Consider the following 13,085-nt stretch of genomic DNA (forward strand, 5'->3'; position numbering starts at 1 on the left):
GTTGGCCGTGTCCCTGGCGGCGCTGGGCCTGGCCGGGGTGCTCGCCGTCGGCTTCGATCCGGGCGGCGAGCAGTACCAGTTCGTCGAATCACACCGCTGGATACCGTCATTCGGTACCGGTTACATTCTCGGAGTCGACGGGATCGCGTTGGCACTGGTCGTGCTCACCGCGGTACTGCTGCCGCTGCTGATCATCGCGGGCTGGAACGACGGCGAGCACCAGACCGGGCTCCGTGGCCGTGGGGTGCAGGCGTATCTGGCGCTCACACTGGCTGTCGAGGGCATGGTGTTCATGTCGCTGGTGGCCCTGGACATTCTGCTGTTCTACGTGTTCTTCGAAGCCATGCTGATCCCGATGTACTTCTTGATCGGGGGGTTTGGAAGACAGCGCGCTCACGCTTCGAAAGCGGCGGTGAAGTTTCTGCTGTACAACCTCTTTGGCGGTCTGGTGATGTTGGCCGCGGTGATCGGCCTGTATGTCGTCACCGCGGGCAGTGACGCCTTCGGCTCCGGCACATTCGATTTCCGCGCGATCGTCGCCGCCGTCTCGTCCGGCGAGTTCGTGATCAACCCGGCGGTGGCGAACTTCCTGTTCCTCGGCTTCATGTTCGCGTTCGCGGTCAAGGCACCGCTGTGGCCGTTCCACCGGTGGCTTCCTGACGCCGCGGTGCAGGCCACCCCGGCCAGCGCCGTGCTGATGATGGCCGTCATGGACAAGGTCGGCACCTTCGGCATGCTCCGCTACTGCCTGCCCCTGTTCCCCGACGCGTCAACGTATTTCCGGCCGCTGGTCGTCACCCTCGCGGTGATCGGCATCGTCTACGGCGCCGTCCTGGCCATCGGGCAGACCGACGTGATGCGGTTGATCGCCTACACCTCGATATCGCACTTCGGCTTCATCATCCTGGGAATCTTCGTGATGACCAGCCAAGGGCAGTCCGGCTCGACGCTCTACATGATCAACCACGGGCTCTCCACCGCCGCGCTGTTCCTCATCGCCGGATTCCTGGTGTCACGACGCGGTTCCCGGCTGATCGACGCCTACGGCGGCGTTCAGAAGGTCGCACCGGTGTTGGCCGGCACCTTCCTGGTGGCCGGGCTGGCGACCTTGTCGTTACCGGGTCTGGCGCCGTTCATCAGTGAATTCCTGGTTCTCATCGGCACATTCACCCGGTACCCGGTGATCGCGGTGTTCGCCGCCACCGCGTTGGTGCTGTCGGCGGTGTACATCCTGTGGATGTACCAACGGATGATGACCGGCCCGGTACCCGACGGCCTCGCCGACGGTGAACACAAGGTCCGCGACCTGGTGCCACGGGAACTGGCCGTCGTCGCACCGCTGATCGCGCTGCTGCTCGTGCTGGGGATCTATCCGAAGCCGGCCTTGGACGTGATCAACCCGGCGGTGCAGCACACCCTGGTGACCATCGGTCAGACCGATCCGCCACCGACGGTGATGCCGAAGCTGGCAGAGGGGGTCCGCTGACATGGTCACACCCAGCATCGAGTACGGCCTGCTCTCCCCCATGTTGATCGTCTTCGGGGTGGCGGTCGCGGGGGTGTTGGCCGAAGCCTTTCTCCCGCGGTACGCGCGTTACCGCGTGCAGGTGACGCTGGCGTTGACCGGATTGGTCGCCGCTGTGGTGGCGGTTGTGCTGCTGGCCCGTGATCTTCACGGCACCCCGGGCAAGCCGGCGGTGCTGGGCGCGGTGGTTCTCGACGCCCCGACGCTGTTCCTGCAGGGCACCATCGCCCTGGTCGGCATATTGGGCGTCCTGCTCATCGCTGAACGTCAACCACATACCCAACCTGGCGGTGGCGCACGGGGTTTGGACGGATTCACCGCGCAGGCCTCGGCGGTGCCCGGAAGTGTCGCCGAGAAGGTGGCCACCACGACCGGCGCGATGCAAACCGAAGTCTTCCCGCTGACCATGTTTGCGATCGGTGGCATGCTGTTGTTTCCGGCCGCCGATGATCTGTTGACCATGTTCATCGCGCTCGAGGTGCTCTCGTTGCCGCTGTACCTGCTGTGCGGGCTGGCCCGCCGACGGCGGCTCCTGTCCCAGGAAGCGTCGCTCAAATACTTCCTGCTGGGTGCGTTCTCGTCGGGATTCTTCATCTACGGGGCCGCCATGCTGTACGGCTATGCCGGCACCCTGAACCTGAACGGTATCGCGAGTTCGGTGGCGACCCGTGCGCCCAATACTCCGCTGGCCCTGATCGGGATCGCCCTGCTGCTCGTCGGGATCCTGTTCAAAGTCGGTGCGGTGCCGTTCCACTCGTGGATACCCGACGTCTACCAGGGTGCCCCGACCTCGATCACCGCGTTCATGGCCGCAGCCACCAAGATCGCGGCATTCGGTGCCATGCTGCGCATCTTCTACGTCGCGGTGCCGCAACTGCGTGACGATTGGCGACCGGTCCTGTGGGCGATCGCCATCCTGACCATGGTGATCGGAACCATCACCGCCGTCACCCAGACCGACGTCAAACGGATGTTGGCCTATTCCGCGGTGGCCCACACGGGGTTCATCCTGACCGGCGTGATCGCCGCCAATCCCGCCGGGGTGTCCGCCACACTGTTCTATCTGTTCGCCTACGGATTCAGCACCGTCGGCGCGTTCGCGGTCGTCGGGCTGGTGCGCGACGCCGCCGGCGACGAGGCCACGTCGATGGCCCAGTGGGCCGGTCTGGGCCGGCGGTATCCACTTGTCGGCGTGGTCTTTTCGCTGTTCCTGTTGGCCTTCGCGGGAATTCCGCTGACCAGTGGCTTCGTCGGAAAGTTCGCGGTGTTCAAAGCAGCGGGCGAAGGCGGCGCGATCCCGTTGGTCATCGTGGGCGTGATCGCCAGCGCCGTGGCGGCCTATTTCTACGTGCGGGTGATCGTGTTGATGTTCTTCACCGATTCCCCCGACGACGCGCCCGAGGTCGTCGTCCCCAGCGGGCCCACCACCGCCGTCGTGGCCCTCACCGCCGCGGTCACATTCCTCCTCGGTGCGCTCCCCCAGCCGCTGTTGGATCTGGCCAACCACGCCGAAACCTTCCTACGCTGACCGCTCCGTTCTCCGGGCATAGCGCTAGATTCGAACCATGACGACGGTCCGCACCGACGACCAAGGCCCCACCCGGGTCATCACCCTCGATCGCCCGCAATCACGGAACGCGCTGGGCCGAGAGCTGATCGAAGACCTCCACGGTGCACTGGACGCTGCGGACGTCGACGACACGGTGCGGGCCATCGTGTTGACCGGGACCGACCCCGCATTCTGCGCCGGCGTCGACCTCAAGGAAGCCCAAACTCTGGGCATGGACTATTTCGAGAAGTTCCGGTCGCACAACTGCATCACCAAGACCGGCGAGCTGAAGACGCCGATCATCGGGGCGATCAACGGTCCCACGTTCACCGGTGGCCTCGAAATGGCGCTGGGTTGTGACTTTTTGATCGCCTCGGAGCGGGCGGTGTTCGCCGACACCCACGCTCGGGTGGGCATCCTGCCCGGTGGCGGCATGACTGCGCGGCTGCCCCAGGTGGTCGGCGCCGCCATGGCGCGTCGGCTCTCGATGACCGGGGAGGTTGTCGAAGCGGCACGCGCCGAACGGCTGGGACTGGTCACCGAGGTGGTGGCCCACGAGCAACTGCTGGAGCGCGCACTGGAGTTGGCCGGGCAGATCGTCGAGGTGCCGGGGCCGATCATGGCCGGACTCAAGGAGATCTACACGCGGGGCACCGAGCCTCTGATCGGTCCGGCATTGGCCGCCGAACAAGCCATCGCCGGGGCGCAGGGACGTGATTTCGACGGTCTGGGCGATCGCTATCGGGCCGTGGCTCAACGCAACCGAGGCCAGCTCGACGGGTAGCCCCGGAGGTTCACCGGGGCGGTCGCGCGGTGGAGATAAACAGGTAGTCGACTACTCACAGCAACAGGTGGTCGGGGCCGTAGCGTCGAGCGCATGGCTGACTGGTCCCCCACGCAACCACTTCCAGCGCACTGGTCGGCGCCCACTGTCGGTTTCGACAGTTCGGGCCGGGTCCGCGTGGCCTATGCTCAGCTGCTGTCGCTCAATCCGGTGTCGACCCGGGTGGCCATCGCCGAGCGGAAGAACGGTACGTGGGTAGACGTCTTCGAGAAAAAGTCTGTCCCAGGAGACATTCCGGTCGACATCACGTTCGGTGCGGGCGCAGACGGCAGCGCAGCCGCCTGCTTCACAACGGTTACCAGCACCGACCCCGCAACCTACCAATGGCGTCACTACGCCACCTACGCGCCGGCCGCGACCCGGAAATGGGAGGCGCCCAAAGAGATCGTGCCGGCCAGCGCGCCGAGCCAATTCGTCCGCCAGCGTCGGGTGAAGGTGGCCGACAACGGTATCGCCGTGGTGATCGCAGACCAGTTCGACGGCCAGGCAGGATCGCTCGTCATCACCGTCCACCCGGCCAACGCCGGATGGACCACACCCCAAAAGCTCACGCCGAGCGCGGGTCTCAACGGTGGCGCGGTCCTCGATGTCGACGGGCTCGGAAACCCCACCGTCGCATGGATACATCGCTACCAGGCGTCACCGCAGCGGTCATCGATCCGCGTCTGCACAGCGAGCGCCACGGGGACGGCACCACCGGCCGTCGCCCTGACACCCGAGAACGGAACCGATGCCGGCGGCGTGCGCCTGGATGTGAACTACCTCGGTGCCGCCGTCCTCGGGGTGTACATCGGCGGGCAAGCGCACGTCACCACGCGCGACACCAGTAGCGGAGCTTGGCAACCGTTCACCCCGCTGTTCAATTCGTCGACCGCAGCGACGAGTTCGTGCCTCGACGTCGGCATCACCTTCAGCGGTATGAACTACGCACTGGTGCGCCGACAAGGCCCGAATACCTCAGGAAACAGCGCCGTGTGCGCAACACGCAGCGGCTATCCGGGTGTCTGGCCGTCGCCGACACCGATATCCCCGCTTGGCACCGAATCTTTCGAAGGCCATATCGCCATCCGCAAAGGACCGGCCGGCAGCGAGGAAGCCGTGTTGGTTTACACCGGTGCCGTCGGATTCGGCGGCGGCGATCCGGGCCTCGGCCTCTTCCAGGCCAGCCACTGGCCGGTCTATTCCAGCCGTCCCTGGCCCGCCGTGGACCTGGCCCCCCAGGGACCGGCCCACAGCATTGACCAGGTGAGTGCCGCCCGCGAGGGCACCGTCGTGGTCATCGAGACGATCCGCGACGAATTGACCGCGCGCAGCTATGCCACCGCGTTCGATGCCGGCGCACCCGAGATCATCGAGGCGGCGGTACCGGGGACCGTGACGACGAATCAGGTTGTCCAGCTTCGCAGCAAGATCACCGACACCTGGTCGCCGATGGCCGAAGTCGCGTGGGATTTCGGGGACGGGACACCTGTCGGCACGGGTCCGACCGTGACCCATGGCTGGGCGGCCCCCGGTCCCTACACCGTGACCCTGACCGGTGCAGACCGCCAGAACAACACGGTGACCAAGACTTTCGCCGTCACCGTGACGGCCGGGCCGTGACTCCGATCATCGAGCGGGTTCGATGATCGTCATCCCGGCTCCGGTAGGTGCGTCCATGGCCGCCATCGCAGCGCCCGCCTCCTCCAGGCTCACTCGCTGAGCCACCAACAGCTCTGGTTGCAGCGTGCCGGATGCCAGCAGGGCCAGCATCGCCGGGTAGTCGACGGCGGGCATACCGTGTGATCCGAAAATGGTGAGTTCCCAGGCGATGACGCGATCCATCGGGAACGCGGTCTGCGCTGCGTCACCGAGCAGCAGACCGACCTGAATGTGTCGCCCGCGGCGGCGCAGCGCAGAGACGGACGCGGCCGCCACCGCCGGATGACCGAGCGCGTCGATGCCGATATGCGCGCCACCGTCGGTGCGCCCCACGATTTCGCGTGCCACGTCGGCTTTTTCGCTGTTGACCAGTTCGTCGGCGCCCAGACGACGGGCAGATTCCAACGCCTGGTCGTTGACGTCGACGGCGACGACCTTGGCGCCGAACGCTTTCGCGATCATCACGGCCGACAGACCCACCCCGCCACATCCCTGCACGGCGACCCACTGGCCGGGCTGCACCCCGCCATGTGTCACCACGGCACGAAACGACGTGGCAAACCGGCAGCCCAGTGACGCCGCGGCGACGAAGGAGACGGCGTCGGGCAACCGCACCAGGTTCGTCTGGGCCCGCGGCACCGCCACCAATTGTGCGAACGACCCGGGCAGGGTGAAACCCGGCTGCAATTGGTCGGGGCACACCTGCGCGTCGCCGGCCCGACAGAATTCGCACCGCCCACAACCGAGAACGAAGGGCGCGGTCACCCGATCGCCCACCTGCCAACCGGTGATCGCGGAACCGACCGCGGCGATGGTCCCGGCGAATTCGTGTCCGGGGATGATCGGCAACTCCACGGGGTCATGCCCGCGCCAGGCATGCCAATCTGACCGGCACAGGCCGCTGGCCGCGACCGCGACCACCACACCGTCGTCCGGGCATTCCGGAGTGTCCACACCGACCACTTCGGGAAGGGCACCGACCTCCGAATACATCACCGCACGCACAGGTGCGATGGTAGGCGTACTCCGAGGAACTCAGCGATGCCGCTGCAGACGAAACGCCACCGTTCGCGCGCCGAATCCCGCCAGAGCCGGCGTCGACATCTGCACCTGCCGGCGGGCCTGCTCGAGGACGGGGGTGTCCGGATCGAGCACCGAGAGGTAAACCTCATGCGCAGAAAGAGATTTCACCGCCAGGTCGGTGTAATCGTCGACCACCTCGCAATGCGTCGGATCTGGACCGTTTTCGAACAGCCAAGCCGGCGGCTCGGAAACGCTGTCGTAGGCCGCGGCCACGGCGTGCGCGAACTCGATGTGATCGCGTTGGTTGGGCGCTCCGGGCGCCCATTGGGGACCGCTGTAGAGCGTGACGACGACGTCGGGGCGCAGCTTGGTGAGGGTTTCGGCGATCTTGGCCTGCAGTTCGGCGGTATTGCGAATATCGCTGTCCGGGAAGTCCCAGAACTCCACGTCATCGACGCCGACGATGGCCGCTGACCGTCGCTGCTCACCTTCTCGCAGCGGTCCGGCCTCTTCAGGCGGCATTCCGGCGATACCGGCCTCCCCCCGGGAGGCGAGCGCGTAATGGACGGACTTGCCGGCCGCGGTCCACTTCGCGACGGCCGCGCCCACCCCGTACTCGGGGTCGTCGGGGTGCGCGACGAGAACCAGCGCTTTATGCCAGTCCGTGGGGAACGGTTGCACGTCTTCCGCAGTCATCTCACCAGTGTCGAACCCCGACTACGGTTCGTGTCAACTGTTCGAGCGAGTCGAATCCCAGGCCGGGCGGTGGGCGGCACCCGGATGGTCGGGGGCCAGGAACGGTCCCGCGCCGCCGAGCCGCTCGCGCAGCGTCACCGGTGCGCGATGGTCAGGCGCCCGGCCACGTCGACGCAACTCGGGCACGACGTGGCGAGCGAAATCGACGAAGGTACCCGGCGTGGTGACATAGGCCAGATTGAACCCGTCCACGCCGGCCTCCTCGACCCAACGTTCGAGTTCGTCGGCGACCTCGGTCGGCGAGCCCACCACCACCGGGCCACGACCGCCGAGACCAACCTCGTCGGCCAGCTCTCCCGGCGTCCAGTCCCGGCCCGAGGTGGTAAACGATGCCAGCGCGGAGCGATTGGCCTCGGTCTGGACGTATCGCAACGGCTCATCGGGCCCGAGCTCGGCCAGGTCCACGCCCGTCCATCCGCCGAACAACGCCAGGGCACCCTCCGCGCTGACATACCGGCGGTAGTCGTGCAGTTTCGCCACAGCCAGGTCATGAGTTTCGGCGACGATCGGGGTGAGCATCGTAAACACCTTGATGGCCTGCGGATCTCGCCCGAGTGCGGCGGCCGCGGTGCGCAGCGCCTTGACCGGTTTGGCGACGATCTCCGGCGTCGGCCCGGACACGAACACCGCCTCGGCATGAGCGGCCGCGAACCGGACCCCGCGAGGTGAGGCACCCGCCTGGAACAGCACCGGGGTGCGCTGCGGCGACGGTTCGCACAGGAAGGGCCCCGGGACGCTGAAATAGCGGCCCTTGTGTTCGATGTCGTGAACTTTCGCCGGATCGGTGAACACGCCACGCTCGCGGTCGCAGACCACGGCATCGGCTTCCCACGAGGCTTCCCAGAGTTTGTAGCAGACTTCGAGGTATTCCTCGGCGATCTCGTAGCGTTCGTCGTGTGGGATCTGCGCGTCCAATCCCAGATTTCGGGCCGCACTGTCGAGATAGGACGTGACGATGTTCCACGCGATCCGGCCGCCGGTCAGATGATCGAGCGTGGAGAACCGGCGTGCCAGCGCATACGGCTGCTCGTAGGTCAACGACACCGTGACACCGAAGCCGAGGTGCTCGGTGACCGCGGCCATGGCCGACACCGCCAGCGTCGGATCGTTGACGGGAACCTGTGCGGCATCGGCCACCGCGGCGTCACGCGAACCGCCGTACACGTCGTAGACCCCGAGCACGTCGGCGAGGAACAGCGCGTCGAAACCGCCGGCCTCAAGGGTGCGGGCCAGATCGGTCCAGTACGCGAGTTCGCGATAGCGGTAGCCCTGATCTTCGGGATGGCGCCACAGACCAGCCGACTGATGTCCGACGCAGGCCATATCGAAGGCGTTGAGGTAGATCCTGGTCATCGCCGGTCCCCGAGTTCGTCCAGATGTGTTTCTCGGGCGAAATAGGCCGCCGCAGCGGTGATTGCGGTCAGCACCACGAAGTATCCGACGATCCACCACGGACTGCCCCCACCGGCCACCAGCAGCGCCGCCGCGATCAACGGTGCGAAACCTCCCGACAGCACGGCACCGATCTGATAGCCCAGGGAAGCCCCGCTGTAGCGCACCCGGGTGTCGAACAGTTCGCCGAACCAGGCTGCCTGGGGTCCATACATGGCGTCGTGAGCGATGTTGATGCCGAACACGATCGACAGCACGATGGCGATGTGTGATCCGGTACCGGCTGCCACGAAGAACAGGATCAGGGCCAGTACTCCGGCAATCGCACCGAACAAATACGGTGGCCGTCTACCGATCCGATCGGACAGCATCGCCCACGCCGGAGTGCTGATCAGTCCCAGCGCCGAGGCGATCAGGACCGCGGTCAAGCCGACCTGTCCACCGGCATCTGACGAATCCTGCAGGTACGTCAACGAATACGTGGTGAGCAGAACGAACAATGCGATCTGCGAGAACCGCAGTCCGGTGGTGATCACCACATTGCGCGGCTGGGAACGCAGTACCTCCAGCACCGGCAGCCGCGCCGTTTCACCGCGCTCTCGGACCTGAGTGAACACTGCGGCGTCGGAGAGCCTGAGCCGGATCACCAGGCCGACTACGACGAGAACAGCACTGAGCAGAAACGGGATTCGCCAGCCGTAGGCCAAGAAGGCTTCCGGTCCCGTGACGGTTCTCGTCACGTAGAAGACGCCCGTGGACAGCAACATGCCTGCCGGTGAACCTAACTGGGTGAAGCTGCCGAACAGGCCGCGTCGCCCCACCGGAGCGTGCTCCACCGACAGCAATGCGGCACCGCCCCATTCGGCACCGACCGCCAGACCCTGCAGTAATCGCAAGGTGACCAGCAGTACGGGTGCAAGCAGGCCCAGCTGGGCGTAGGTGGGCAGGAGCCCGATCGCGAACGTGCTCAGACCCATTCCCACCAGCGCGGCGACCAAGACCGTCTTGCGGCCCAGTCGATCTCCGTAATGGCCGGAGATCAGTGCCCCCAACGGCCGGGCACCGAAGCCTGCGGCGTAGGTGGCGAAGGAGGCCAGCGTGCCCGCCGTCGACGAGATGTTCGGGAAGAACAGCGGTTTGAACACCAGGGCCGCGGCCGTGGCATACAGATAGAAGTCATACCACTCGATCGTGGTACCGACCGCACTGCCGAGCGCGACGGTGCGCGCAGACGGGGTGGTTGCTGAACGTGGGGCGGTGACAGTCACGTGGCGACAGGCTATGCACACCCCTAATCACGCGAAAGATTTCTCTTCACGCTGACGCAAACACGCGTCGGGTCAACGAGTGACGGTGACCCCGTGCACCACGATCGCGACGGTCTGTGCCACCCACTCGTCGTCGAGTTCACTGTCCGGCCACAACAACATTCGCAGCATCGTCGAGCCGCCGATGAGCTCGACCAACCGGTCCGGGTCGACGTCGGCCTGGACTTCACCGCGTTCGATGCCGTCGACGATGCGGGAACGGACGGTCACGAACATCTCGGCGAAACGCGACATCACCCGGGCGTTGAGTTCGGCATCGGCGGCGACATCGGCGACCAACCCCGGAAGCGCCGCGCGCACCACCGGGCTGGTGAAGACGTCTCGCGCCGCACCGATCATCGCCCGGACGTCGGCGGCGATGTCGCCGGCCGGCGCGGTCAATGCCGTCGCAGCGGCGGGAAACACCGCCTCGTGCACCAGTTCAGCTTTGCTGGACCACCGGCGGTACAACGCGGTTTTGGTGGTCTCCGCGCGTTCGGCGACCGCCGCCATGGTCAGATTCGCGTAACCGATTTCCACGAGCAGCTCCGCGGTGGCCTGCAATATGGCAGCGTCGATACGCGGGTCGCGGGGACGTCCGGCTCCGGCGGTCTTGCCAACCGGTGATGGCTCTGCTTTCATAACGCTACTAACAGTATCGTAATTGTGGCGATGAGGAACAGTTCCATGGCAAACGAGTCGGCCGTAGAGGCGTCCGTCGAGAACGTCGATCACCTGCAACGCTCCAGCCGTGATGTCACGGCTTTGCCGGCGGTGCTGTCGACGTGGCTGTCCACCCTGCTGCCGGGTGGCGTCAACCCCGAGATCACGGTGGAAAGCGGGGTCGATTCCAACGGCATGTCCTCGGAGACGATCATGCTCACCGGCCGCTGGGAACAACACGGTGAACCGCAGGAGCAGAAGTGGGTGGCCCGCGTCGCCCCCACCGCCGACGACGTTCCGGTGTTCTCCTCCTACCGGCTGGATCACCAGTTCGAGGTGATGCGCCAGGTCGGCGAACTCACCGACGTACCCGTGCCCCGCGTGCGCTGGATCGACACTGCGGGTGAGGTGCTCGGCACGCCGTTCTTCCTGATGGATCGCGTCGACGGCCAGGTCCCACCGGACGTCATGCCGTACACGTTCGGCGGCAACTGGTTCGCCGACGCCCCGGCCGAACGCCGGCGCGAGTTGCAGGACAGCACCGTGGCCGTGCTGGCCAAGCTGCACGCGATTCCCGATGCCGCAGAACGTTTCGCCTTCCTGGCCGAGGCCGATCCCCCGGGTGACAGCCCTCTGCGCCGTCACTTCGGCTGGCTCAAGGACTGGTACGAGTTCTCGGTGCCCGATATCGGACGCTCACCTCTGGTGGAGCGGGCGTTGCAATGGCTCGAGGATCACTTCCCCGAAGAGGTCGCGGCCTCGGACACCGTGCTGTCGTGGGGCGATTCCCGCATCGGCAACGTGCTGTACGACGACTTCCGCCCGGCTGCCGTACTCGACTGGGAGATGGCCACTCTCGGCCCCCGCGAACTCGATGTCGCGTGGATGATTTTTGCGCACATGGTGTTCGAGGAACTGTCGGGATTGGCCGGCTTGCCCGGGCTGCCCGACGTGATGCGCGAAGAGGATGTCCGCGCCACCTATACCGAACTGACCGGTGCGCAACTGGGTGATCTGCGGTGGTTCTACATCTACTCCGGGGTGATCTGGTGTTGCGTGTTCATGCGCACCGGCGCGCGGCGCGTGCATTTCGGCGAGATCGAAAAACCCGAGGACGTCGAGACGATGTTCTACCACGCGTCGTTGCTGCGACGCCTTCTTGAGGAGGCATGATGCTCGGACCGATGGACGAATATCCGGTACATCAAGTCCCCCAGCCGATCGCCTGGCCGGGGTCATCAGACCGGAATTTCTATGACCGCTCGTATTTCAACGCTCACGATCGCACCGGCGACATCTTCGTCATCACCGGCCTGGGTTACTACCCGAACCTGGGCGTGAAGGACGCGTTCTTCCTGGTCCGCCGCGGCGATGAGCAGACCGCCGTGCACCTGTCCGACGCGATCGACCAGGACCGGCTCAACCAGCACGTGCTGGACTACCGCGTCGAGGTCATCGAGCCACTGCACAAGCTCCGGATCGTGCTCGACGAAACCGACGGCGTCGCCGCCGATCTCACCTGGAACGGATTGTTCGACGTCGTGCAGGAGCAGCCGCATCTGATGCGTCAGGGCAACCGCGTCACGCTCGACGCCCAGCGCTTTGCCCAATTGGGCTCCTGGAGTGGCCATCTGGAGATCGACGGTCTGCGTATCGACGTCGACCCGCAGACCTGGATAGGCTCGCGCGACCGGTCCTGGGGCATTCGTCCGATCGGTGAGGCCGAACCGGCCGGGCGCCCGGCAGATCCACCGTTCGAGGGGATGTGGTGGCTGTACGTGCCGATGGCATTCGACGACTTCGCGATCGTGCTGATCATCCAGGAGGATCCCAGCGGCTTCCGTTCGCTCAACGACTGCACACGCATCTTCCGGGACGGCCGCGTCGAGCAGCTCGGCTGGCCTCGGGTCAAGATCCACTACCGGTCGGGCACCCGCATTCCGACCGGGGCCACCATCGACGCCACTGCATTGGACGGCACGCCCCTGCGGTTCGACGTGGAGTCCAAACTGCCCGTACCGATTCACGTCGGTGGCGGCTACGGCGGTGACATCGACTGGATCCACGGAGTGTGGAGGGGCGAGAAGTTCACCGAACGACGCACCTATGACATGACCGATCCGGCGGTCATCGGCCGGGCGGGATTCGGCGTGATCGATCACGTCGGCCGGGCGGTGTGCACGGAAGGCAATGCCGCGCCCGTCGAAGGCTGGGGCCTGTTCGAGCATGGCGCGCTCGGCCGACACGACCCGTCCGGTTTCGCCGACTGGCTCACCGTCGCGCCCTGAGCGTCACCTGGCCCTCGTACGTCACGCCCCGTCTCCCCCGGGCCGAGCCCGCCACGCCGCCCCCGGCCCTCCATTGTCACGCCAGAGTGGCTGTCAA

Annotated in this window: 11 protein-coding genes; 6 read left to right on the forward strand and 5 right to left on the reverse strand. The window is 66.0% G+C overall.

Going from position 1 to position 13,085, the window contains the following annotated elements; genetic code table 11:
• The 4 genes from A5699_RS27320 to A5699_RS27335 all read left to right on the forward strand — a co-directional run.
• Positions 1-1,486: NADH-quinone oxidoreductase subunit M (locus A5699_RS27320; RefSeq protein ID WP_067776784.1), on the forward strand; the 1,486-nt coding region annotated here is incomplete at its 5' end.
• A gap of 1 nt (position 1,487) precedes the next feature.
• Positions 1,488-3,053 carry an NADH-quinone oxidoreductase subunit NuoN gene (gene nuoN, locus A5699_RS27325; protein WP_067776787.1) on the forward strand — a complete coding sequence of 522 codons (1,566 nt, stop codon included), beginning with the start codon at positions 1,488-1,490 and terminating at the stop codon, positions 3,051-3,053.
• 37 nt (positions 3,054-3,090) lie between these two features.
• Entirely contained in the window at positions 3,091-3,858 is a 768-nt protein-coding gene (locus A5699_RS27330) for an enoyl-CoA hydratase (RefSeq protein ID WP_067776790.1), read from the forward strand.
• A gap of 93 nt (positions 3,859-3,951) precedes the next feature.
• Complete coding sequence (locus tag A5699_RS27335) at positions 3,952-5,520, forward strand: PKD domain-containing protein (RefSeq protein ID WP_082957899.1); 1,569 nt, start codon at positions 3,952-3,954, stop codon at positions 5,518-5,520.
• Positions 5,521-5,526: 6 nt separating this feature from the next.
• Here A5699_RS27335 and A5699_RS27340 read toward each other — a convergent pair whose 3' ends face one another.
• The 5 genes from A5699_RS27340 to A5699_RS27360 all read right to left on the reverse strand — a co-directional run bounded on the left by A5699_RS27340 (position 5,527) and on the right by A5699_RS27360 (position 10,679).
• On the reverse strand, positions 5,527-6,564 hold the full coding sequence (locus tag A5699_RS27340; RefSeq protein WP_067776796.1) for a zinc-dependent alcohol dehydrogenase family protein: 1,038 nt from the start codon (positions 6,562-6,564) through the stop codon (positions 5,527-5,529).
• A 30-nt stretch (positions 6,565-6,594) separates the two neighbouring features.
• Positions 6,595-7,278 (reverse strand): PIG-L deacetylase family protein, encoded by a 684-nt coding sequence (locus tag A5699_RS27345; protein ID WP_067776799.1) that lies wholly within the window; start codon positions 7,276-7,278, stop codon positions 6,595-6,597.
• Between the two features lie 33 nt (positions 7,279-7,311).
• Complete coding sequence (locus A5699_RS27350; protein ID WP_067776802.1) at positions 7,312-8,691, reverse strand: LLM class flavin-dependent oxidoreductase; 1,380 nt, start codon at positions 8,689-8,691, stop codon at positions 7,312-7,314.
• Complete coding sequence (locus A5699_RS27355; RefSeq protein ID WP_067776804.1) at positions 8,688-9,998, reverse strand: MFS transporter; 1,311 nt, start codon at positions 9,996-9,998, stop codon at positions 8,688-8,690. Before A5699_RS27355 ends, A5699_RS27350 begins: the two co-directional genes overlap by 4 nt.
• A 72-nt stretch (positions 9,999-10,070) precedes the next feature.
• Entirely contained in the window at positions 10,071-10,679 is a 609-nt protein-coding gene (locus tag A5699_RS27360) for a TetR/AcrR family transcriptional regulator (RefSeq protein ID WP_067776807.1), read from the reverse strand.
• 45 nt (positions 10,680-10,724) lie between these two features.
• Between A5699_RS27360 and A5699_RS27365 the strand changes: the two genes are divergently transcribed.
• Entirely contained in the window at positions 10,725-11,873 is a 1,149-nt protein-coding gene (locus A5699_RS27365) for a phosphotransferase family protein (protein WP_067776810.1), read from the forward strand.
• Positions 11,873-12,988, forward strand: coding sequence for a hypothetical protein (locus A5699_RS27370; RefSeq protein ID WP_067776976.1), 1,116 nt, complete (start codon positions 11,873-11,875; stop codon positions 12,986-12,988). The genes A5699_RS27365 and A5699_RS27370 overlap by 1 nt, the downstream gene beginning before the upstream one ends.
• Positions 12,989-13,085 lie beyond the last annotated feature (97 nt).

The sequence above is a fragment of the Mycobacterium sp. E802 genome (assembly GCF_001666875.1).
Lineage (GTDB): Bacteria > Actinomycetota > Actinomycetes > Mycobacteriales > Mycobacteriaceae > Mycobacterium.